Origin of the sequence: Paenibacillus sp. PvR098 (assembly GCF_017833255.1) — a bacterium.
In the GTDB taxonomy this organism is placed as follows: Bacteria; Bacillota; Bacilli; order Paenibacillales; family NBRC-103111; genus Paenibacillus_G.
This window is the reverse complement of the sequence record NZ_JAFIBU010000001.1, coordinates 1,679,868-1,702,133: the sequence shown is the minus strand read 5'-3', so window position 1 is coordinate 1,702,133 and position 22,266 is coordinate 1,679,868. Positions and strand designations below refer to the sequence as shown.

Here is a 22,266-nt window from a genome sequence, read left to right as displayed (position 1 = left end):
AAGTATATTATTATATATTCGTAAGCTGCTCATAAAGTTCTGCTTATATAGAAACCATCAGGTGAAAATGATATGTTCTTGAGTTACAATAGTTCGATACGACTTGGCACGGAAGGTGACTGGATTTGAAGCAAAGACCGGTTTCGGGGGATAGTACTTTTCTTAAGACGTTAAACAAATCGACACTTCTCAATTTAATTCAAAGGCAAGCTCCGCTTTCACGGGCGGATCTGGCCAAAAAAACAAGATTGACGAGAGCGACCGTATCGGCTCTAGTGGAGGAATTGATTGCTGAGCATTGGGTCCTGGAAACTGGCATCGGGGAATCCAGCGGAGGGCGCAGGCCGATGATGCTTGAGCTGAACAGCAATGCAGGATGCGTGATCGGGTTAGATCTGAGAATGACGAATATTCTGCTGATCATAACAGATATGCAGGGGAAGATATTGCGCAAGTCGGTCATTCCATATGATGCCCAACCGGGCATTGGCCGTTCATCTTCCAGTCCATACAAACTGCTGCAGCAAATTGTAGCTATTGTAGAGCAGGAAAAAGGGGGGCTTCCCGAGACGCCTTTAGGGCTCGTCGGTACAGGTATCGGCGTTCATGGCTTTGTGGAGTATCCTTCTGGACGCATTGTATTTATGCCGCATACCGGCTGGAAGGGGCTGAGCTGGAAGGAAGAGCTGGAAACGCGGCTTGGCCTGCCGGTGATCCTGGACAATGAAGCAAATTTAGCAGCACTAGGCGAGCATGAGTTTGGGGCCGGAGCGGATAGTAACGCAGGGGATATGCTTTATTTAAGCATTTCCGGCGGTATTGGGGCAGGGTTTATATCGGGCGGGGAGTTGTTTCGCGGAAGCGGAGGCTTGGCCGGAGAGGTTGGGCATACAACGATAGAAGCAAACGGCTTGCCTTGTCCCTGCGGCAATCGGGGCTGCTGGGAAAGGTATGCGTCCGAACGGGCTGTAGCGGATAAGCTAGCGCTGGAATACGCGCCTGGGATTACAGAAAGACTTTTGGGCAGGTTAAGGGAAAAGGATCCCGAGGTCCTGTCAGCCATCCGTGAGGCTGGGGAATACCTGGGCATTGGCATTGGGAATATGTTGCATACACTCAATCCGCAGATGATCGTTGTAGGAAACGCCATGAGTGAGTACAGCTCATGGATGAACGAATGCGTTCAAGAAGTACTCGAATCGCGATTCTCTTATGTCCGTTCGTTCCAGGCTCAAGTCCGTTATTCACGGCTTGGCGAAGACAGCTGCGCGCTTGGAGCCGCATCCTCCATCATTCGATCGGCTATGCAAAAGCGATAATAAATATGTATGAATTGTGAATTTCCCCCTTTCTCTTCCGGATAAACAATGATATGATAAAAGATAGTGTTAATTGTAATCGTTACTTCATTGAGGAGGGAATGCTTTGTTAAAGCGAACCTTAGTCGGACTCATTCGCAGCCAAGAGACAACAGGAGAAAAAGCGAAGGATCCGGCTTTAAAGACCCGCTATTATAAAATCTCTATGGATCAGGCCTGGGATGAGATCATCAACATGCTTAAAAAGCTAAACGGGTATAAGCTTCTTCATGAGGTACGTAGTGTAGGGGAAATTGTGGTGGAGAGAAAAACCATCACTGGCCGAACGCAGGATATCACGCTGACGTTGTTCGGTATCAACCCACTTAAAACCGCTGTTGATATTTATTCGGCATCCCGTGGCTCCTTGGGGGACCTTGGCTCCAATTATCGCACCATTCTCGATATTTATAATCATATCGACAAGCGGCTAGCCGCTTATAAAATAAACAACTGAACGTGAAAACAGCGTGAAGGCCTGTTTAGGCATCACGCTGTTTTTTTGTGGTTCGTTATGAATACCCGAGTGTTCCGATATTCATAACGAAACGTCGTTATTACATTAAACGAGTTTTTTGACGGCTTCGATTGCCGCATCGTAGTTCGGGTGATCTGTCATTTCGCTTAAATATTCCACGTATTGGATCGTGTCATTGGCATCAATCACGAAGATGGATCTCATCAACAGGCGAAGCTCATCGATCAACACGCCGTAGCTTTTACCGAAAGAGTGGGCTTTGTAATCGGACAAAGTAATCACTTTGTCGATACCAGCAGCACCGCACCAGCGGGATTGGGCGAACGGCAGGTCTACGCTGATCGTAAGCACTACTACGTTATCGCCTAGCTTTGTTGCTTCTTCGTTAAAACGGCGGGTTTGCGCGTCGCAAACGCCGGTGTCAAGGGATGGCACTACGCTGATCAGCTTCACTTTACCTGCATAATCCGCGAGGGATGCAGTTTCGAGCAGATTCTTGTTAACCGTGAAGTCAGGAGCTTTGTCGCCAACTTGGACTTGCGTTCCGACCAAAGTAATCGGGTTGCCTTTCAGTGTCGCTTGTGCCATATGTACATAGGCCTCCTTCAGGGATTTGAGAATGATTGGTATTCCACCGAAATATATTATAAGCTTTTGTTAGAGAACTTGTCCAATAACAATATTTAAAGACAGAATACAGGGGGAAAAATCAACGTGGAACTTAGACAGCTGCAGTATTTTGTAAAGGTGGCGCGTAAACAGCATGTGACTCAGGCCGCCGAAGAGCTGCATGTAGCGCAATCAGCGGTTAGCCGGCAAATCCACCAATTGGAGCAAGAACTCGGCGTGCAATTGTTTGTTCAAAAGGGAAGAAATCTGCAGATTACCGCAGTAGGAAAGCTTTTTCTAAGCCGAATCGAAGTGGTGTTGACGGATCTTGAACGAGCTGTGAATGAAATTCATGAATATTTAGATCCGGAGCATGGTGAAATTCGCGTCGGCTTTCCCCACAGTTTGGGGATTTACTTGCTTCCGACTGTGATTGCCCATTTTCGAAAAAGTTATCCGAATGTTAAATTTAAGCTCCGGCAGGGGACCTATAACAGCCTGATTCGAGATGTAATGCAAGGCGAAATCGATCTGGCATTTATTTCTCCATTTCCGGAAAAGCATAGTCATGTTGCTGGAGAGCTGCTGCTGCGGGAGGAGCTGTTTGCAATCGTCCCGCAAGGGCATGTGCTTTCCGAATATCAAACGATTCGGCTCGAGCAGTTAAAGGAAGATTCGTTCGTCATGTTCAGCGAAGAATATTCGCTGCGCTCCATTGTGCTGGACGCGTGCGCGAAGGCCGGTTTTTCCCCGCGCATTGGGTTTGAGGGAGAAGAAACCGACACGATACGCGGTCTGGTCGCTGCGGGTATGGGTGTCAGCTTGCTGCCTGAAATGGCACTCACGGAAATCAGCGAGCTTCAGCCTGTTAAAGTACGGGTGATTGAACCGCAAGTCACACGCAGTGTGGGTCTGATTCATCGTTCGAGGGAGAAGCTTCCGCTTGTAGCCGAGGTGTTCCGGGAATTTTTGATCGACTTCTTCATCAAGTATAAATAACCATGGGATTCATGCCGGCATCTCTGATAGGTTTGGTGGGCCAGTTTAAAATATAACAGCGGCGAACACGAGACCTTTTAAATAGAATCAACAGAAAAGCCGCCCGGTGCTTCAGTGAAGCGCCGGGCGGCATCTTTGTGTTGTTTTTATTCGTTACGGTTGTTGAAGATCATAATGTACTTAATAAGCTCCAGCAAGGAAATCAGCGCCGCGGCTACATAGGTAAGGGCTGCGGCGTTCAAGACCTTTGCCACTCCCCGTTCTTCATCGTTCGTGATAAAGCCTTCGGCGACCATCAGGTCACGTGCGCGGTTGCTGGCGTTGAATTCGACCGGCAGCGTCACGAGCTGGAAGGCTACCGCAGCGGAGAAGAAGATGATCCCGACTCCGAGCAGGAAGTTAAATTGTTGAAAGAAGAGACCGGCCAAGATCAACAATGGAGCAATGCCTGAAGTCAGGTTTACCATCGGAAACATCCGGTGGCGAAGTACTAGCATCGGGTAGGACTGTTGATGCTGAATAGCGTGGCCAACCTCGTGACAGGCAACCGATACGGCTGAGATGGAATTCTCGTAATACACTGGCTCCGACAACCGGACGGCGCGGGCCATTGGATCGTAGTGGTCCGTCAGTGCTCCGGGAACCGGTTCAACCGGAACGTGGTAAAGTCCGTTAGCGTCAAGCAATCGGCGGGCGGCTTCGTAACCGGTCATACCTGAATGAATCGGAACCTCGGACCACTTATTGAATGTCCCCTTGACCCGAAACTGCGCCCATAATGAAAGGCCGAACGCAGCAATGATAAGAAAATCCATAGGGTGAAAAAACATAGATTCATTCCTCCATTATTCAATTTATTTTTAAAGGGGACCTTTACCCAGCAACAGCAACAAGGCTTCGATACATGCAGCCGTAGGCTGTGTTAGCGACTTGTGAAGGGTTTTCAGCTGTGACGGCTTCAGTTTCTCGAGAAGCGGTCCAACCTCTTTCGCCTCTTTCTCTAGCTGCTGCAATAAAAGCTGTAAAGACGTCAGCTTATCTGTCACTAATTCATCATGGCTCACCTTGTTCCACTGCTGCAAAGTAGCCTTGATTTCCTCTAAGGTATACTTCTCCCTCTTCATACTTTCAATACGTTTCAGCCGCGTTAAGGTTTCGTCACTGTACAACCGATAATTCGTGTCCGACCTTTTTTCCGGCTGGATTAGTCCAAGTTTCGTATAATAGTCGACCGTTCTGGGGCTGACCTTCGATAAGATTGCCAGCTCACCGATTTTATAAAGCTTCATATCCCCATGATGCACTCCCTCCGTTCTCGCCATATATAGGTAGAACTATTTAAGGTCTATAGTAGTAATAATACTGAATCCGAACCATACAGTCAAACGTTATGCTTTGAGCTTATGGAGAAACTGAACGTAATTCAAGGTAACGGATTATATTATGTTGGCGGTAAAACGAATATTCGACTTCTTCACAACCTCAAAACCGAATAATGAACATGATATGTCAGGTTATTTTTCGTATTTTACACGATTTTATGAAAATAACCTATTGCCAAAAAGAAATGTCGTGTATATAATGACATTATGAATTTCAAAAGATGTTATAAAAACTAACATTAAGAAGGAAGTGGTCAGTATGTTAAAGAAATTATTAATATCCGCGGGCCTTATGTCAGTTTTGGTTCCAAGCATGGCTTTTGCTGAGGAAGCCACACCGGCACAACTGCAAAACGCTGTCGATGCGGTTTGGGTTATGTTGGCTGCCATTCTCGTTATCTTCATGCAGGCCGGGTTTGCTTTGCTGGAGGCTGGCTCCACTCGAATGAAGAACGCAGGGCACGTTGCAGGTAAAACAATCCTTACCTTCGGTATTTGCGCCATCGCTTTCTGGTCTCTCGGCTTCGGCTTAGCCTTCGGCGATGGTAACGGGTTTATCGGACTGACGGGATTCTTCGTAGACGGGACGGAAGCGCAAGCGGCGGCAGCCTTCGGGGCGTTATCCTTTTCTGAAGTACCGATCGGAATTAAGTTTTTGTTCCAACTGGCTTTCGCAGGGGTCTCACTAGCAATCGCATTCGGCGGATTTGCCGAACGCGCCAAATTGTCGGTATACTTTATCTTTAGCATACTGTATGTCGTAGTTATTTATCCGATCGTTGCTCACTGGATCTGGGGCGGCGGCTGGCTCGCAGGACACGGAAAACAAGATTTTGCAGGCTCCACGGTTGTTCATTTACAAGGCGCAACGGCAGCTCTCGTAGCTACGCTGATGCTTAAGCCGCGGATCGGTAAATATAATAAGGATAAAACTCCGAATTTAATTCCTGGTCACAACCAAGTGTTATCTGTCCTTGGTGTCATTATTCTCTGGATCGGCTGGTTCGGATTTAACCCGGGCTCCACGCTCAGCGCGATGGGTGACGGTTTCTTCGGATACATCGCCATGACCACGAATCTGGCAGCGGCAGCAGGCGGTGTTGCAGCAATTATCGTTGCATGGATATACTTCGGCAAGGCAGATATTCCTAGCATGTTGAATGGTGTGCTTGCCGCATTGGTAGCCATCACAGCTTCTTGTGCTTTCGTTACGGTCCGAGATGCCATCATTATCGGTGCGATTTCTGGAATAATTACTTTCTTTACGGCTCAATGGTTTGAAAAAGCGGGTATCGATGATCCGATTTATGCCTTCTCTGTCCACGGTATTGCAGGAGTATGGGGAACGCTGGCCAACGGTATTTTCGCTAAACCGGAGCTTGTTGAGAAAGTGGGCGTAGGTAAGCCGGGTCTACTGTATGGCGGAGGCTTTGAGCAATTGGGAGTGCAAGCGATGGGTGTATTCAGCGCATTCTTCTTCGTACTCATTCTATCTTGGATCATCCTGTCGATCCTGAAAGCCACTATCGGTCTCCGGGTTACTGAAGAAGAAGAAATCGTCGGTCTCGACCTGTCCGAGCATGGTACGTACGGTTACCCTGAGCAAATGAAGAGAGCGGCTCAAGGCGGCACTACGACAGGCGTATAACGTACACAATGAACGATCTTACTTAATGAGAATGAAGGGGATGTCGGCATGGAACGTCTCTCTATGGAAATGATTCATCGGGAAGCAGCTAAAGCTCAACAGGTGAAAGAGCTAAGGGCCTTTCGGGATCAGGCACATGAGGAGTTTCAGCGGCATCTCCTTTTTGTCCGTCCATTAGATTGGAACAGAGAAGTGAACGAGCTGCATGACACCATCATCCGGCGTGTCATCCAATTAACGGAGCTGCAGATGGAGCGTGAATCGGGTGAAGCCCCGCCGGTTCCTTATGCATTCCTGCTGTTCGGCAGCGGGGGACGGGGGGAGCAGACGCTATGGAGCGACCAAGATAACGGGCTTGTTTACGCTGATTCCGAAAGCGAGGAGCTGAGCGCCAAGTCAGAACATTATTTTGCCGAGTTGTCAGGACGGATTTCCGTAAATTTGGAAGAGGCTGGTTATCCTCCTTGCAGTGGCGGCGTCATCTGCACCAATGAAAAATGGCGTAAGCCGGCATCCGGCTATAAGCATATGCTGCGTGACAGGCTGCAGGACCCGAATTGGGAGAATGTGAGATATCTGCTTATCGCAGCCGATGTTCGCACGGTATTTGGAGAGGTTGGTTTAGGCGATATGATAACCAGCGACATCATTGAATATATCGATGAGAACTCTGATATGTTGGGGCACATGCTTCATAATACATTGCATCACAAAGTATCGATCGGGGTATTCGGACAGCTCATTAAAGAGCGATATGGTGAGGATGCCGGGGGCGTTGACGTCAAGTATGGGGCTTATATTCCGATTGTTAATGGAGTGAGGTTGCTTGCGTTAGAGTCGGGAATTCACATTTCTTCTACAGAACAGCGGATCGAGGCACTAATAGCAGGAGGTCATGTGGAAGAAGAAATCGGCTATGATTGGCTGGAGGCGCTGACCATCGCATTAAAGCTGCGTTCCATGACGCCTTATCAAGTGGAAGGCAGCCATTACACTACCCGTGGGAAGCTAACGGCTGACCAATTGACCAAGGAACGGACAGCGGAACTGAAGCATTGCTTGCGTATAGGGATCGATTTGCAGAAATATGTGAAAAGTGCCTTCTCAAAGAGATAAAAAGGTTAGGAGAGATCTTTTATGAAGGATATGAAGCCGGCCGGAAGGATGTGGCATCTGTACAAAACGGGCGGTTTGACCTCTGCTCTTACTTCCATGTTCGATGTGCAGAGCGCTCAACAGATGGCCTTCATTCGATCCATCATGAAGGAGCAGCGGAAAAATTCATTATACGAAATTCCTTTGAGTACGGTGGAGCTGGTTGTTTTCGATTTGGAAACAACCGGTTTCTCTCCGTATAACGGTGACGAGATTATTTCTTTCGGAGCTGTTTCGGTTAACGGAAGCGAGATTGCGGAGAGCCATACCTTCTACAGCTTAGTCCATCCAAAACGTTCCATTCCTGCGGAAATTGAAGAGCTTACAGGGATTACGAATCAGATGGTGGAAGGAGCACCAGACTTGCTGCATTCCCTTCGGGAGTTCCTTGAATTTGTGCAGCAAAAGGTGCTTGTTGCTCATGGTACCGGTCACGACAAGAATTTTCTGAATTCCGCATTATGGAGAACGTCTAAGGTAAACTTATCCCACAGATTATTGGATACCATGATGATTGCGAAGTGGCTAAATCCTAAGCTTAAAGCCTATGATCTGGATACACTGCTTGATCTGTACGGAGTTGAAGTGACGCAGCGGCATCATGCCTTGGAAGATGCGATGATGACTGCGAAGCTCTGGTCGAAGCTTATGTTGGAGGTAGAAGCAAGAGATATCCAGACACTGGGTGACCTATATACCCAGCTCAGTCATCTTCGGTAATGGATTGGCAGATCCGTGAACCGGGGATTTTTTGTGTTCATTCCAAAATATCAATAGGGTGTGAAGTATAGGAGCAGGGCCCATACTCCTGAGGAACATATTCATAAGCTTTCACTTGGGGAGCTTGAGGATCCGACAAGGAAACGATCCAGTGATAGGCCCCGCCCCTCCAAGATATTGACATGTCTTCAGCAGAGGGTATAGGAGGGGTACGGGGATGAGAATGTACAATCCCCGCCGGTTTTTGATTTCCGTAGTGCCCCGCAAACAAGGCTTGAATCATCTGAGCCGGATCCATCATATAATGCCGCTCGGGCTGCATGTGGATGTTGGATATTGGCACAAAAAGCTCAATGGCCTCTTCATTCCCAAATAGAAAACCACAGGCCTCTTTCGGCTTCTGATCTACACAATGCTGAAGCATGGCAGTCCATGCCTGACGGCGGATACGTAATATTTGCTGCACTTTCATCTTTAAAGGCGACCTCATCGACGTAGGATTCATACCACTATTATACATGAACAGTTGTCACTACGCCTCTTTTTATCCTCCTACCTTGCCCTCTGGTTTGATTAAGAAAAATACTAAACCAAGCGCCAAAAATGCTAAGGCTGTAACAGTGATGAACACTGTCTGATGCGATTTTTCCATCATCCAGCCGAATAATGGCGGACCAGCAGCCACCCCCAAAAATCTCAGACTGCTGTATAAGGAAGTAATCATGCCGCGCTGCTCACGTTCAACAGACCCGGTGATCATCGTGTTAAGGCAGGGCAGCAGAAGGCCCGTCCCAATGCTGCTGAGCGTTAGCAAGCCGATGAACAAGTAGATGCTGTTGTTGAAGAAGAAAATGCAAAGCCCTAAGGATAAGGTCATCAAAGCAAGACCGATGTTCATAAGCCATCGCATCAGCTTCCCGTTCTTTTTTATGACAGACCCAGTCGTGTAGGACGTTGCCACCAATCCGAGCAGAGGAATGGCCAGCACAAAGCCTTTTTTAACTCCGTCAATGTTATAAGGAGGGACCTCAAGAATATCTGACAAATAAAACAATACACCAAATAGGACAAACAATGCCAAGGAACCGGCGAAGAAAGATGTAATCAGCCATCGGCCTTTTTCTTTTAGCACGTTCCCGATGCTTTTCATGTAGGCCCCGAGTTTGGGAGCTGGCTGCTTCTTTTTTGGCTCTTTGAGTAAAAACATTACGGCGAGAAGGGACAGAAGGCAAAAGAAAGGGAAAGCAAAGAAGGCGGCGTACCAGACCCATAATGCGAGCAGTGCTCCCAGAATCGGGCTGATGACCTTGCCTGCCCCGTTCGAAGCTTCGGTCAAGCCGAGTGCTTTGCTTTCCGTTGCTTCTTTATACAGGTCTCCTGCCAAAGCCATGGCGATCGGCGCCGTACCGGCAGCTCCCAATCCTTGAATGGCCCTTGCTATAATAATTACAGTATATGAATTCCAGACGGCACCGAAGCCTGCGAGCACACCGGCAGCCCCATATATGATTAATGAAGGGATCATGATCGCTTTTCTGGAGAAGCGGTCGGATAAATAACCGGATATCGGAATCACCAGTCCTGCCGTGACAGAGAACAGAGTGATGACCAAGCTGCTTTGAAACTGACTGATGCCAAGCCGCTCCTGCATTTCGGGAAGAATGGGAACGAGCATGGAATTGCCTAGAACCAGCACTAAAGGTACACTCGCAATGGCGATAAATTCCCAGATTTGTCCTTTGGATTCGCCTTTGTTCTTTCCATTCTTTTCTTTGGTTTGCTCTGGCTTTCCTGTCTCATAATCCGGTTCAATATCGCTGTCGAATATAATCTGCAGCTTTTTCTTTTTTACTTTTTCCATAACGAACCAACCTCTCTGACTACAACGAATGTAGCTCTAATGTGCCCTAATCTCTTCGCTCTCATGCTTTCCGACTTATTCCAGCCAAATCGGTGATACCTGCAATCTTTCCTTGAATTAAGGGAATACTTAGGATAGAGAACGATACGGATGGGGAACAGGAGGGGGAAAGTATGAGGAAAAACGGAATGCTTCTGGTGGTCGTGCTCTTTTTGGCAGGGCTGGCGGTTTACCAACATCTATGGGCACCGACTGCCTCTTCCCAAGCAGCAGCCGCTTCAAACCGGTTGGCTGTAAGTCAGCCGGTTCCACAGATGTCATTGAAGGGCATGGATGGCTCGGATTATAAGCTTGGAGGGACTCGGGATAAGCCGTTAATGATTAATTTTTGGGCTTCCTGGTGCGGACCTTGCCATGAAGAAGCGCCAGATTTGAGACAGGTGTACGATCGGTATAAGGGAAAGTTCGATTTGTACGCCGTTAATGTGACCAAAGATGACAGTATGGGCCTGGTGCGCAGCTTTGTGAAGCAGCATAAGGTTGAGTTTCCCGTCCTTCTTGATTCAAAAGGAGAAGCGGCGGCAGCGTATCGAATTTTATTCGTGCCGACAAGCTATTTGATTGATCGGCAAGGAAGACTGCTCGAAGTGATTCATGTGCTTCCAGCAGAGGAGCTGGATAAGAAAATCAGGCGTCTGATCGATTCAGCCGACTAATAAAAAAAGCTGCAGACCGTTATGATAGACGGCTGCAGCTTTATTACTAATATTAATGATTAACGAGTCCAACCCGCTCCCTCTGCTCTTCCTGCTTGCTCGCAGCAGGGATTTGGCTGAGAAGGGCGTACCGCATGCTGTCTACGAGGGCCTGCCAGCTTGCTTCAATGATATTCTCGGACACACCAACCGTATTCCACGTGTTTTGGAAATCGGACGATTCAACGAGCACCCGCACTTTGGCGGCAGTTGTATCTTTCTCATCCAATACGCGAACCTTGTAGTCGGTCAAATGCATATTTTCAATCCCCGGATAAAACTTCAAGAGGCATTTGCGAAGCGCATTATCAAGCGCGTTCACTGGGCCGTTGCCTTCGGCAGCGTTGTAAATCGTCTCTCCATGCACCCTTACCTTCACGATCGCTTCAGAAACCACCGGTTGATCGACGGATTTGGCAACCATAATTTTGAAGGACTCCAAAGCGAAGACTTCCTCAAGCTGTCCGTATGCTCCGCGAATCAGCAGCTCCAATGTTGCATCGGCCCCTTCGAATTGATAGCCTTGATGCTCCATCTCTTTGATTTGTTCGATTAATTGCTTGGTCTGCTGATTATTGGTGTTGAAATCGAGTCCCAATTCCTGTGCCTTGAACACCAGGTTGCTTTGCCCTGCCAGCTCGGATACGAGTACGCGCTGCTTGTTTCCGACAAGCTCCGGCGTAATATGCTCGTACGTGCTGGAATTCCGCAGAATGGCCGAAACGTGAATACCGCCTTTATGGGCAAAAGCAGCGGCGCCGACATACGGCTGGTTAATGGGCATATGCATGTTGGCGATCTCGCTGACATAGCGTGCTACATTCGTCAAAGTCGCAAGCTGTTCGTCACTGATAACGTCGTACTTCAGCTTTAATTGAAGGTTCGGGATGATGGATGCGAGATTCGCATTCCCGCATCGCTCTCCATACCCGTTAATCGTCCCTTGAACCTGTGTAGCCCCGGCCATTACGGCAGCCAGGCTGTTAGCTACACCGACCTCACAGTCATTGTGGGCATGGATACCGATCGGACAAGTCAATGCTTGACGCACTGCCGTTACGATGGCTGATATTTCGTGAGGGAGAGTCCCGCCATTGGTATCGCAAAGGGCGATCCAATCGGCACCGGCTTCTTCCGCTTTCTTGATGGTCGCGATTGCGTATTCGGGATTGCTTTTGTATCCGTCGAAAAAATGCTCCGCGTCATAAATGATTTCCAGCCCATGGCTCTTCAGATAGCGGACGGAATCATAAATCATAGATAGGTTTTCTTCAAGCGTCGTTTGAATAGCCGTATGCACCTGAAAATCCCAGGATTTGCCGAAAATCGCAGCGGTTTGAACACCGACTTCCAGAATGCGATTCAGGTTAGCATCGTTCTCCGGCAAAGTATCCTTGCGGCGGGTGCTGCCAAAAGCAGTCACTTTGGCCTGCTTCAGACCGAGCTCCTTCACCCGAATGAAGAACTCAATGTCTTTGTTGTTGCTACCCGGCCATCCGCCTTCAATATAGGAAACGCCCAGTGCATCCAGCTTTTGGGCAATTTTGAGTTTGTCTTCAACGGATAGGCTGACGCCTTCTCCTTGCGTACCATCTCTTAAGGTCGTATCAAATATTTTTACTGTGGTCCCCATCCTATGTCCTCCTGTTTCCGTTAACCTGTCAACTGCTTCAAATTATTGCAAAATAATTTTTCATAATTATAGCACATTGTTTCTTGTAAAGGATATTATTAAAATAAAAATAACACCTATCTTTTCGATGACGAGTATACTGACAATAGGGGGCGGAGGTGGCCTTTAAACATGCCGGACAAGAAGCCGGGAAGCGGTGATAGTTATCCCGTGAACGGTAGAGTCATACTCCATATCGATATGAATGCATTTTACTGCTCCGTACATGAAGCCGTGGAACCCGATAAATATAAGAACAAGCCGCTGGCCGTCGCCGGCAGCGTAGAGCTGCGCAAGGGGATCATCGTCACTTGTTCTTACCAAGCCCGCAGTAAAGGGGTAAAGACAGGGATGCTGGTCGGGCAAGCGTTAAAGCTTTGTCCCGAGCTGGTTTTGATCCGTCCGGATTTTGACCTGTATCGCAGTTTCTCCAGAAGGTTTATGAAAATCGCTTATGAATATTCTCCGTTGGTCGAAGGGATGTCGATTGACGAATGCTACGTGGATATTACGGGCTCCAAAGCCTTGGGAACGCCACTGGAGATTGCTTCTGCAATTCAAGAGCGAATCCTCTTAGAGCTGCACCTTCCCTGTTCGGTCGGTGTGGCGCCGAACAGGCTGCTGGCCAAGATGGCTTCGGATATGAAAAAGCCGAACGGGATTTCCGTGCTGCGCAAAAGAGACGTGCCGGCTATGCTGTGGCCGCACCCGTGCTCTTACTTATATGGGATCGGAAAGAAAACCGCGGATAAGCTCAAAAGGCTGCAAATTCATACGTTGGGGCAGCTGGCGCATGCAGATGCGGAGCTTCTCACGAAGCATTTTGGCGTGCTGGGGGTTGTTCTGAAGCGTGGCGCGAACGGGGAAGACGATTCTACTGTCAATCCGGAACGGGAACAAAGCAAGTCGATCGGACACACAACGACGCTGCCTGTCAATTATACGGATCGTACGGACATACAGCGGGTATTTCTTAATTTGGCCGATCAGGTGGGGAGGAGGCTCCGAAAGCAAGGACTGCTGGCCGAAACGGTACAAATTACGATCCGGGATCCCGATATGAAAACGATCACCCGAGCAGCGAAGCTGGATGGGCCGACGGAAAATGCCTCGGATTTTTACCGACATGCCTGCAGGCTGTTTGACGTTCATTGGAAGGCGGGGGAACCGGTCAGACTTCTAGGGATTACGCTGCAAAGCTTGACTTCCAAACAGGAAGCCTCGGTTCAGCTGGATTTGTTCAGCTACCAGAAGCAACCTGCAAAAGAGAAGCTGAATCAAACGCTCGATGCGCTGCGCGACAAATTCGGGGAAGGTGCGGTGCTTACCGCGGGGATGCTTGGAGACGATCCTTCGACATTAATCCGGAATGGGAAAATCCGCGGCACCTCTCTGCAAATGGATCACCTTAGACTAAAGGGTTTGGAGGAAGAGGAATGAAGACGAAGGTGATCGGATTCACCGGTTACGCGAACAGCGGCAAAACGACATTGATTCGGCGATTGACGGAGCATTATGAAGCCAGCGGAGTGAAGGTAGCTATTATAAAACACGATGGACATGGACACTATAAAGAGGTGTCAGATACCGATTCCGCGCAATTTATAGAATCCGGCGCCTCGGCTTCGATTGTTATTTCACCGGATGCTGTCAGGACATATGAGAAACGAATGCTATCGTTATCCCAAGTGATCGAGGGTCTTCAGGAAAGGTTTCACCTTATTATGGTAGAAGGGTTCAAGCGTGAGTCACATGCGAAGATTGCCGTCTTCCGCACGGAGGAACAAGCGGAAATTGTTCGTTCTTTAGCTGAACCGCCTATCGCTTGGGTTACTGCTGACATCCGTCTAGCCTCAGGCGTCGTTCCGGATGTGCCTGTGTTCCATCCGGATGATATCGAGTCGATCGCCAGTTTTATTGAAAACCTATAACGATACGTTATCATTATGTTCACTACTTTCTATTTGAACTTTACAAGCTTTTATATTATATTTTAGGATGAGGTTAACAATAAGGAGGAAGATTAAAACATGGCTAAATACACATGGGTAGAGAAAGACACCTGTATCGCCTGCGGCGCTTGCGGCGCTACAGCACCTGACATTTACGATTACGACGATGAAGGTCTTGCTGAAGTAATCTATGACAACGACAGCAACAAAGGCGTAACGGAAATTCCGGAAGATCTGTATGATGATCTGCAGGATGCACAAGACGGTTGCCCTACGGATTCCATTAAAGTGGCAGACGCTCCTTTCAATAAGTAAGATTTAAAAATCATACGAAAGCTTATTCCTATTGCAGGAATAAGCTTTTTTCCTGTTTATTCCACAATTTTTTCACGTGATTCATAGAATAATATGTTAATATAAATTATTCGTTATTTGCTGTTGGGTAGGGGGTTGGTTATGAGAAATAGAATGAGTAGACCGGGCGTTATCGCATTGGGGAACGGTTTCATCATATTTCTATGTGTTTTGCTGTTGACGACCGGCGCACTTCAGGTGTTATCCCACCAATTATATGATTTTAATATGAGGCAAACGATGTCGCAAGCGCCTCACGAAGACATTATCGTCATCGGCATCGATGACCAGTCGATTAAGGAAGTGGGTCCTTATCCTTGGGATCGAAGCATATATGCTGAGCTGATTTCGCAGCTGGAAGAAGGGGGCGCGAAGGTCATTGCCTTTGATATCGGGCTGTATACTGACAGCAATAACTCGGAAAGTGATAAGGCGCTTGCCGAAGAGCTCGCGAAGCATCAAAATATCATCATTCCTTCCCATGCCAATGTGGAAGGTGAGTTTCAACGAACCACTATGGTGAAAGCGGGCGAGCTGATCATGGCGCAGTCCGTGATGGATCCGATCCCGATGTTCAGCCGTTCGGTGAACAGAGCCCATATCAACGCGACGCTGGACAATGATGGCGTAGTCCGCTCTAATTGGCTTCAAATCGATACTCCTCAGGGCGTTTATCCGACCTTGAGTCTTGCTATTGCACAGATGGGCGGTTATGATGTGAGCCGTTTTCTGAATCTGCCTGCGATGGACGGTCGACCCCAATCCGAAATGCTGATCCGTTGGGACGGGAAAGAGAACGATTTTGAAACGATTCCATTCATTCATGTGATTAGTGGTATGGTTCCTCCAGAAACGTTCCAGGACCGATTGGTGCTGGTGGGCTACACCGCCCCGGGCTCTGATCAAGGGATAACGCCCGTAGAGAAGCACATGCATCTGGTTTACGCGCATGCGAATACCTTGAACCAAATCTTGACCGGCCAAGTGATTACTCCCGTGAATAAGGCTTTCGGGATCGTGCTGGCATTCCTGAGTATGCTGCTGCTTGGGATAATCACTTGGAAGCTGAAGGCCATTGCTGGAGTCATTCTAGCATTCGGTGCGATCCTTGTGCTGTTCGGCGGCCAATTTGCGTTATTTGCTTTCAGCTCACAATATTTGGATATTATGGCTGCAGTGGCGTGCGGCATTATTACATACTTGGGCAATCTGGCGATGAAAACGTATTTTGAGACGAAGCAAAAAAATTATATCACCAAACAATTCGGCCGCTATATCTCACCTGATCTGGTTAAGTCCATCGCGAGCAGCGAGCAGGAGATTCAGCTTGGGGGCATTAGTAAAGAGCTTACCGTCTTGTTCTTGGATGTTCGCGGATTTACACCGCTCTCCGAGGAGCTGAAGCCGGAGGAAGTGGTCGATTTTCTCAATATGATGTTTAATCTGATCACCGAACGTGCGCTGCACAACCATGGAACGATCGACAAATTTATCGGCGATGCCGCAATGATCTTGTATAATGCGCCGCTCGACGTACCGGACCACCCGTATTACGCGGTCAAAACGGCCTATGAAATTCAAAAAGGGATGGAGAAGGTTAGGGCGGATGTGCTTGGAAAATACGGCGTGACCATCAGTGTGGGCATAGGCATCAACACCGGTAACGTCGTTGTCGGCAACATTGGTTCTTATCTCCGCGTGGATTATACGGCGATCGGGGATAACGTGAACACGGCGGCACGAATCGAATCCAATACGGAGCCGAACCAGATTTTGGTCTCTGAAGCAACGTATGAGCTAACCAAAGAATACTTTGAATACAGCTTTGCCGGAGAAAAATGGATGAAGGGCAAAAGCGTTCCCTTAAAGCTCTTTGAAGTTCTAGGCGTTAAGGGAGCCCCGGTATCCGCGAAGGACAAGAGTTATTCGGTTTCATGATTATGTTTAAATGGAAGCATGTTTTCCAGCCGTTCAATGCAATAGAGCTAAAGAGAGGAGTTATCAAGTGGGGAAAGCGAATCAGTTAATAATGAAAAAAAGGGCATCTGCGTTCGTGTGGGTATTGGTGTTCGTTATTGTGAACTCCATGGTATCAGCGGCATTGGCCCAGCCCGTTCAGGCGAAAAGCGTGCGTGCTGCAACTGTAGTTGAAGTCAATGGGAATGTAACCTACACCAAATCCGGCGGTTCCAAGTCACACCGCGCATACTCGAATTTGAACCTGAACCAAGGCGACTCGATCTCGACAGGACCTTCCGCCTCCGTCGTGTTGCGTATCGTGGATCGAAATGACGAACTGACGATTGGTTCGAGCGCGGAAGTATACATAGCGGATTTACTTGAGGAGGCCGGCGGCAAAAAATCCAAGGTGAAAACATGGGCCGGCTCGATGTGGACAAAGGTAAAATCGCTGGTAAGCTCGGAGGATGAGTTCGAGGTGGAGACGCCTACAGCTGTCATGGGTGTTCGGGGAACGCAGTATATGACGATAGTAGACCCGATTACCGGAAGAACGACCATGTATGTGGCTGCAGGTATCGTGCGTGCAACGACGATCCCCTCACCAGATAGAGAAGGAAATCTTCCCCAAGGGGGCAAACTCGTTTCGGTTTATCCTGCCCAGCAGATCAATTTAGATTCGAGTACGGATATCTCCGATTTAAGATTGATGGTGGATTATGTGGACGTTCAATCTATTATCCAATCCGCATCGCCTCGGGTATTAGAAGCTTTTATTAGAAGCATTCCAGAAATTCAGCAGGAAAACAATGAAATCAAAAGACAGCTTCAAGAACAATACAATCAAGGTATTCAGAGGCCGGATAAACGCTCGAGCCTCCTGTTTCCTGATCAGGATGAATTAGATAAAGTCAAGAAAAACTTCGATAACGTGCTTCCGCATCTGGCTAAAGCTGCTGTCGATGAAGGCAAGGTGAATCGGAGTATCATTGATGACGTGAATGGACAGATTGACGATCCTGCCAAGAAACTAGATTTGACGCAACTGCCGATGATCGACAGTACGGCGGGGCTAGACCCGGAGATTGAGCGGATAAAGCAGGGAGAAAGGTCCAATGCTTCAGCCTCCGCATTTTTCGAACGCAACCAGATGGAACAAAACAGGCAGAGCCTCTCCCGTATTTCGGCGCAGCTTGAGAGAGACATGAACCGGCTGGCGGAAGCCAATCAACAGGCGGAGGATGCAGCGAATCAGAGAGCATCGGAAGCTTTAATGAGTGCAATGACGCCCTCAGAGCGGCAGGAATTCCTAGAGAATCAGATGAAAAACGAGGAGCAGATAAATCCAACAGCGCCAATGGGTGGAGGCGGTTCATCGGGCGGCGGAGGATCTGTTGAAGATGAACCCCACCCAGTAAAGCCTGTCGTATCGGTTAAGCAGAATGGCCTACCCGTGAACGGCAGTGTAAATGTGGATTTGGAGATGCAGCACTTTAAGGAGACCGAGCCGTTCTACGCTGTGGAGGCCCACCTCGTGTACAATCGGGGTGAATTGAACTACGTGCAGACCACGAAATTTAATAATGCAGCAGGTACCGTGTTTCAGAACCGACAGGCTGCAGAAACAGTGACCCAGCACAGCGGCGAAACGCAGAAAGAGCTGATTTACGCGGCATCGCAATATGAAAACTCGCCTAACAGTGTAGATAATATTAAATTGGACGGAAACGGGCTGTTGGCACGCATTCCGCTTCAGGTGATGAACTTGGCCGGCAATACGGCCAAAGTAGAGCTGGCCTATGTGAAAGTCGTCAATAAAGAGGGTCATACGGTTTATGAGATGACAGCCCCGTATTCGATCACAATTACAACGAAGTAAAGCAGGTTGCACATGGAAGGAGAAACCAATGAATAAAGCTGTACAAAGGGTCGCTTTATCCGTCCTGGCTGCCGTAATGATTGGCGGTCAGGGAGCCTATGCAGCCTCTATCGAATCGGATAGTCTTCAAGGCGCGGATCAACGGATCATGGTCAATGTAACAACTTGGGCAGGCTCAGGGGATTTGGGAAGCGGGAATGGAACAGGGGAGAACGTTACGTTTCGCATTCCTTCCCGGCTTGCCATACTGCCGGACAATACTGTGCTGATCTCGGATTCACGAAACCATCTGATCCGTAAGCTTACCGAAGGACGCGTCAGCCCATACGCAGGCGTCCTGTATGAAATGGATGATAAAGGCTTTCCAATCGGCGGTCTGTTGGACGGACAGAGCGGTGGATCTCTATTCCATGAGCCGCAGGGAATGGCTGTAGATGCCGATGGCAATGTGTACGTAGCCGATGCAGGCAATCATGCGATTCGTAAAATCGACGCCTCCGGCAGGGTCTCTACTTTGGCAGGCAGCGGTTTAATTGGCTTAACGGACGGCAAGGGGAAAGCCGCTTCATTCTATCGCCCAATGGACGTTGCTGTCGCTGCTGACGGAACGCTGTATGTTGCGGATACGCTCAACCACGTTATTCGCAGCGTGTCCCCGTCAGGCGAAGTGAGGACGCTGAGTGAACCATCGAGCCGGGCTGTAGAGGTGTCTCCAGGACAAGCCTCACCAGCCGGCGATTTCGCGGATGGAGAATTGAACCAAGCGAAGTTTAATGAACCAGGCGGGCTCGTTATAGACGACAAAGGTAATTTATATGTCAGCGACTCCGGCAATCAACGCATTCGTTATATCGATTTGCAGGCGGGAACCGTATCAACGGTTGCTGGAGGAGGGGCTGCCGCTGCGAAGAAGGAATTGTACGTTCTGGGAGATTACGCGGACGGCGAAGCAAGCCAGGCCAGGTTTAACTTTCCGCTTGGTATCGCCTGGGCTGCGGAAGGCGGACTGATCATTGCGGATAGCCAAAACCATGCGATTCGATTTGTATCGAACGGTCGGGTGATCACGCTTGCTGGAGTGCCGGGCAGCACGACGGGCGAGCTGGACGGCATTGAAGGCAGTGCGCGTATGCAGAGGCCGACTGGAGTAGCCGTTCAAGCGGACGGCAGCATTATTGTGGCCGATGCCTTCAATAATAAGCTGCGTCAGATCCGTTTGTACAGCCTTCCTGTTGATTTGCCCAAGGACAACAACGTCAAAGTCGTCTTGGATAATCAATGGCTCCCGTTTGAAGCCCCTCCTGAAATCGTGGCCGGCCGGACGATGGTACCGGTTCGGGCGATCGCGGAAGCACTCGGTTATCAAGTTGCGTTCGACGACGCGACCCGTGCCGTACAGTTCAGCAAGGAGGGTGTGACGGTTGAGATCACCATGGACCGGACCGGGATCAAGCGTATTGCTGAAGGCAGAGAATGGCTTACGGAGACGGATGCCGCACCTTATATCAAGCACGACCTCACTTATGTCCCGGTACGCTTCTTTGCGGAGGAAATCGGTTTGGACGTCCAGTGGGATCATGGCACCCGTACGGCCATCTTACGGCACAAGACGGGAGCCACGGAACGATAAGCTTCACAGCAGAGATGAATAGGATACCCTTGCATCACATGCTTCTGCAATGAAAATCACCTTCCCGGCCGATGATTGGGCCTGCTGGAAGGTGTTTTTTTGTTCTTTGTACTCTCAAAAACCGCACCATAAACGCCGATAATTTATGGGAGAAGGTGGAAAGAGGGTGATGCTTGTGAAATCGAAGGATTCGGGAGAACAGCTTCAACTCTTTTTTAAGCAGGATCCGCAATATTTGAAAACGTATGTCCGAGAGCATCCGAACAATAAGATGGCTTGGTATTTGCTTGGACGAGAGTACGAAGCACAGGGCAAACAAGGCAAAGCGCTGTACTGTTATGCGCAGGCAGGAGAAATATACGAGGCATACGAGAATCAGAAGGTGAGCCTGCCTCCCGAGGCAGTAGAGCCGATTCGGGAGTGGGGATCCACCCGCAAGCGGCGCCGCCGCATGGGTTATTTTCGTTTGGGCTTCATGTTGATGATGCTGGCAGCCGCTTTATTGTACGCGCCTACTCCCCCTCCAATACCGTTGCATGTAACGGAGAGCGCGGCACCGCTCCCAGATGGCGTGACCCCGGCGCAGCTGCAGGAGACAAAGGTCTATTATTTAACCGGAGGTAAGAGCCAGGAAAGGATCGGAGCCGCGCTGCAGAGCATGCTGGTGCAGGAGAGAATCGGGAGCTTCGCCATTCTTGCGAGGGGGATACCGATGGGACAGACGTCCTGGATTCATTGGCTTAGAAAGCCGGAGGTGCTGCTTTCCGTGGAAGCCAGACAGAATGCGTCACAACAGGAAATCAACTATCATGATGCGGAGAGCTGTGTCTGCGAGCCGGCTGATCCGACGAGAGCGGAACAGATGGTTGCCGCATGGGTGTCCAAGCAGGAGCAGGAGCTGGTGCTGCGGTCGGCTGTTGCCTATTATATAAAGAGGAAAGGTCAGGCGCCAAAGCAATTGGCTGAATTGAACGCTCCTTACCCGGACAATGCATTGCCGGGCATTACGCCGGATATGATAATGCTGTTTGAGCGGCAAAAAGATGAGATCCTTGCGGAGACTGCGCAATGGGTGAAACAGAACGAGACGCCGAAAGAACTGGCGCCGTTTTCAGAAGCGGAAGGTTTAACGAAGCCAATGAAAGAGCCGCTTCGGATTGTCGTGGACAAGTCTGCACACCGTTTGGCGCTGATCAGCGGCAGCGTGATCGTGCGGAGTTATGCCGTTGGACTGGGAGGCGATCGTACGCCCGAAGGGACGTTCGAAATCACGGAGAAGGTTCGCAACCCGAACGGAAAATCGAACGGAGAATTCGGAAGCCGGGGTTTGACGCTCTCCGATACCCTTTACGCCATCCACGGAACGAACCGGCCGTCAAGCATAGGCAAAGACGAGTCGCTGGGTTGTATCCGGATGCGCAAAGAGGATGTGGAAGAGCTCTTTGATATGACTCCGCTCGGTACCCCTGTCACCATCAGCAATGAGCTGCTGCCGAAGGAGGAATCACGCAGCGGGAGTCCCTTTGGACTGCCGCTCCAAACGGAGGAAACGAATCCCGGAAAGGTATATAAGTGGTTGAACTAAAAAGGCACTTGGCAGGGGGAAGGCTCCAAGCTCGCCCTTGGAACGGCTAACTTCCGAGAATGAGCAATACAGCCATGATGATGACGATGGCTGCAAAGATGGAGCTAATCCAAATAATCCGTTTTTTATTTGGCTGGTCATTCGTTTTACGCTTTAAATAAGGAGAGTTTTTCTTTTTTGGCATGGTCATCAGCCCTTCCGCAAATGTGAGTTTAAACATATAGTAACACAATGTAACCGTAATGGCAGGGGGATTTTGTGGCTTGTCCT

At 49.1% G+C, this 22,266-nt stretch carries 21 protein-coding genes; 14 read left to right on the top strand and 7 right to left on the bottom strand.

What is annotated here, in order from left to right:
• Positions 1–125: 125 nt before the first annotated feature.
• Both JOE45_RS08485 and JOE45_RS08480 read left to right on the top strand, forming a co-directional pair.
• Complete coding sequence (locus tag JOE45_RS08485) at positions 126–1,319, top strand: ROK family transcriptional regulator (protein ID WP_210020609.1); 1,194 nt, start codon at positions 126–128, stop codon at positions 1,317–1,319.
• 106 nt (positions 1,320–1,425) lie between these two features.
• Positions 1,426–1,815 (top strand): DUF1499 domain-containing protein, encoded by a 390-nt coding sequence (locus tag JOE45_RS08480; protein WP_210020610.1) that lies wholly within the window; start codon positions 1,426–1,428, stop codon positions 1,813–1,815.
• 105 nt (positions 1,816–1,920) lie between these two features.
• Here the strand turns inward: JOE45_RS08480 and tpx are convergent, their stop codons facing one another.
• Complete coding sequence (gene tpx / locus JOE45_RS08475) at positions 1,921–2,424, bottom strand: thiol peroxidase (protein WP_210020611.1); 504 nt, start codon at positions 2,422–2,424, stop codon at positions 1,921–1,923.
• A 126-nt stretch (positions 2,425–2,550) separates the two neighbouring features.
• Here tpx and gltC point away from each other — a divergent pair, with 126 nt between their 5' ends.
• Positions 2,551–3,444, top strand: coding sequence for a glutamate biosynthesis transcriptional regulator GltC (gene gltC, locus JOE45_RS08470; RefSeq protein ID WP_210020612.1), 894 nt, complete (start codon positions 2,551–2,553; stop codon positions 3,442–3,444).
• A gap of 146 nt (positions 3,445–3,590) precedes the next feature.
• On the opposite strand, the gene JOE45_RS08465 is transcribed toward gltC, so the two are convergent.
• Together JOE45_RS08465 and JOE45_RS08460 are read right to left on the bottom strand one after the other, a co-directional pair.
• The gene (locus tag JOE45_RS08465; protein WP_210020613.1) at positions 3,591–4,274 is read right to left on the bottom strand and encodes a zinc metallopeptidase; all 684 of its coding nucleotides are present in this window, start codon (positions 4,272–4,274) and stop codon (positions 3,591–3,593) included.
• A gap of 30 nt (positions 4,275–4,304) precedes the next feature.
• A complete protein-coding gene (locus JOE45_RS08460; protein ID WP_210020614.1) occupies positions 4,305–4,733 on the bottom strand; it encodes a helix-turn-helix domain-containing protein in 429 nt (142 codons plus the stop codon).
• Positions 4,734–5,085: 352 nt separating this feature from the next.
• Between JOE45_RS08460 and JOE45_RS08455 the strand changes: the two genes are divergently transcribed.
• The 3 genes from JOE45_RS08455 to JOE45_RS08445 are packed head-to-tail and all read left to right on the top strand — an operon-like array spanning position 5,086 to position 8,349.
• Entirely contained in the window at positions 5,086–6,474 is a 1,389-nt protein-coding gene (locus JOE45_RS08455) for an ammonium transporter (RefSeq protein ID WP_210020615.1), read from the top strand.
• Between the two features lie 48 nt (positions 6,475–6,522).
• Positions 6,523–7,590: a DUF294 nucleotidyltransferase-like domain-containing protein gene (locus JOE45_RS08450; protein ID WP_210020616.1), complete on the top strand. Its 1,068-nt coding sequence runs from the start codon at positions 6,523–6,525 to the stop codon at positions 7,588–7,590.
• A gap of 21 nt (positions 7,591–7,611) precedes the next feature.
• Positions 7,612–8,349 (top strand): exonuclease domain-containing protein, encoded by a 738-nt coding sequence (locus JOE45_RS08445; RefSeq protein WP_210020617.1) that lies wholly within the window; start codon positions 7,612–7,614, stop codon positions 8,347–8,349.
• 37 nt (positions 8,350–8,386) lie between these two features.
• On the opposite strand, the gene JOE45_RS08440 is transcribed toward JOE45_RS08445, so the two are convergent.
• The gene (locus JOE45_RS08440) at positions 8,387–8,821 is read right to left on the bottom strand and encodes a M67 family metallopeptidase (protein WP_210020618.1); all 435 of its coding nucleotides are present in this window, start codon (positions 8,819–8,821) and stop codon (positions 8,387–8,389) included.
• A 72-nt stretch (positions 8,822–8,893) separates the two neighbouring features.
• Positions 8,894–10,210, bottom strand: a complete 1,317-nt coding sequence (locus tag JOE45_RS08435) for an MFS transporter (RefSeq protein ID WP_210020619.1) — start codon at positions 10,208–10,210, stop codon at positions 8,894–8,896.
• 173 nt (positions 10,211–10,383) lie between these two features.
• Between JOE45_RS08435 and JOE45_RS08430 the strand changes: the two genes are divergently transcribed.
• Entirely contained in the window at positions 10,384–10,926 is a 543-nt protein-coding gene (locus JOE45_RS08430) for a TlpA family protein disulfide reductase (RefSeq protein ID WP_210020620.1), read from the top strand.
• Between the two features lie 52 nt (positions 10,927–10,978).
• Here JOE45_RS08430 and cimA read toward each other — a convergent pair whose 3' ends face one another.
• Entirely contained in the window at positions 10,979–12,598 is a 1,620-nt protein-coding gene (gene cimA / locus JOE45_RS08425) for a citramalate synthase (protein ID WP_210020621.1), read from the bottom strand.
• A gap of 171 nt (positions 12,599–12,769) precedes the next feature.
• Between cimA and JOE45_RS08420 the strand changes: the two genes are divergently transcribed.
• The 7 genes from JOE45_RS08420 (at position 12,770) to JOE45_RS08390 (ending at position 21,996) form a co-directional block, all read left to right on the top strand.
• Entirely contained in the window at positions 12,770–14,077 is a 1,308-nt protein-coding gene (locus JOE45_RS08420; RefSeq protein ID WP_210020622.1) for a DNA polymerase IV, read from the top strand.
• Positions 14,074–14,568, top strand: a complete 495-nt coding sequence (gene mobB / locus JOE45_RS08415) for a molybdopterin-guanine dinucleotide biosynthesis protein B (protein ID WP_210020623.1) — start codon at positions 14,074–14,076, stop codon at positions 14,566–14,568. The genes JOE45_RS08420 and mobB overlap by 4 nt, the downstream gene beginning before the upstream one ends.
• A 99-nt stretch (positions 14,569–14,667) precedes the next feature.
• Positions 14,668–14,904: a ferredoxin gene (locus tag JOE45_RS08410; RefSeq protein WP_210020624.1), complete on the top strand. Its 237-nt coding sequence runs from the start codon at positions 14,668–14,670 to the stop codon at positions 14,902–14,904.
• 141 nt (positions 14,905–15,045) lie between these two features.
• A complete protein-coding gene (locus JOE45_RS08405) occupies positions 15,046–16,881 on the top strand; it encodes a CHASE2 domain-containing protein (RefSeq protein WP_210020625.1) in 1,836 nt (611 codons plus the stop codon).
• 67 nt (positions 16,882–16,948) lie between these two features.
• Complete coding sequence (locus JOE45_RS08400; RefSeq protein ID WP_210020626.1) at positions 16,949–18,781, top strand: FecR family protein; 1,833 nt, start codon at positions 16,949–16,951, stop codon at positions 18,779–18,781.
• A gap of 28 nt (positions 18,782–18,809) precedes the next feature.
• Positions 18,810–20,411, top strand: a complete 1,602-nt coding sequence (locus JOE45_RS08395; RefSeq protein WP_210020627.1) for a stalk domain-containing protein — start codon at positions 18,810–18,812, stop codon at positions 20,409–20,411.
• A 169-nt stretch (positions 20,412–20,580) separates the two neighbouring features.
• The gene (locus tag JOE45_RS08390) at positions 20,581–21,996 is read left to right on the top strand and encodes a L,D-transpeptidase family protein (protein ID WP_210020628.1); all 1,416 of its coding nucleotides are present in this window, start codon (positions 20,581–20,583) and stop codon (positions 21,994–21,996) included.
• 46 nt (positions 21,997–22,042) lie between these two features.
• On the opposite strand, the gene JOE45_RS08385 is transcribed toward JOE45_RS08390, so the two are convergent.
• Positions 22,043–22,180, bottom strand: coding sequence for a hypothetical protein (locus JOE45_RS08385; protein ID WP_210020629.1), 138 nt, complete (start codon positions 22,178–22,180; stop codon positions 22,043–22,045).
• Between the last annotated feature and the right edge of the window lie 86 nt (positions 22,181–22,266).

Coding starts and splice junctions, on each gene's coding strand:
- JOE45_RS08440 (WP_210020618.1), bottom strand. CDS start 8,821: ATGAAAGTGCAGCAAATATTACGTATCCGCCGTCAGGCATGGACTGCC.
- JOE45_RS08455 (WP_210020615.1), top strand. CDS start 5,086: ATGTTAAAGAAATTATTAATATCCGCGGGCCTTATGTCAGTTTTGGTT.
- JOE45_RS08385 (WP_210020629.1), bottom strand. CDS start 22,180: ATGCCAAAAAAGAAAAACTCTCCTTATTTAAAGCGTAAAACGAATGAC.
- JOE45_RS08390 (WP_210020628.1), top strand. CDS start 20,581: ATGCTTGTGAAATCGAAGGATTCGGGAGAACAGCTTCAACTCTTTTTT.
- JOE45_RS08430 (WP_210020620.1), top strand. CDS start 10,384: ATGAGGAAAAACGGAATGCTTCTGGTGGTCGTGCTCTTTTTGGCAGGG.
- tpx (WP_210020611.1), bottom strand. CDS start 2,424: ATGGCACAAGCGACACTGAAAGGCAACCCGATTACTTTGGTCGGAACG.
- JOE45_RS08460 (WP_210020614.1), bottom strand. CDS start 4,733: ATGAAGCTTTATAAAATCGGTGAGCTGGCAATCTTATCGAAGGTCAGC.
- JOE45_RS08405 (WP_210020625.1), top strand. CDS start 15,046: ATGAGAAATAGAATGAGTAGACCGGGCGTTATCGCATTGGGGAACGGT.
- JOE45_RS08450 (WP_210020616.1), top strand. CDS start 6,523: ATGGAACGTCTCTCTATGGAAATGATTCATCGGGAAGCAGCTAAAGCT.
- mobB (WP_210020623.1), top strand. CDS start 14,074: ATGAAGACGAAGGTGATCGGATTCACCGGTTACGCGAACAGCGGCAAA.
- JOE45_RS08410 (WP_210020624.1), top strand. CDS start 14,668: ATGGCTAAATACACATGGGTAGAGAAAGACACCTGTATCGCCTGCGGC.
- JOE45_RS08435 (WP_210020619.1), bottom strand. CDS start 10,210: ATGGAAAAAGTAAAAAAGAAAAAGCTGCAGATTATATTCGACAGCGAT.
- cimA (WP_210020621.1), bottom strand. CDS start 12,598: ATGGGGACCACAGTAAAAATATTTGATACGACCTTAAGAGATGGTACG.
- JOE45_RS08465 (WP_210020613.1), bottom strand. CDS start 4,274: ATGTTTTTTCACCCTATGGATTTTCTTATCATTGCTGCGTTCGGCCTT.
- JOE45_RS08445 (WP_210020617.1), top strand. CDS start 7,612: ATGAAGGATATGAAGCCGGCCGGAAGGATGTGGCATCTGTACAAAACG.
- JOE45_RS08420 (WP_210020622.1), top strand. CDS start 12,770: ATGCCGGACAAGAAGCCGGGAAGCGGTGATAGTTATCCCGTGAACGGT.
- JOE45_RS08395 (WP_210020627.1), top strand. CDS start 18,810: ATGAATAAAGCTGTACAAAGGGTCGCTTTATCCGTCCTGGCTGCCGTA.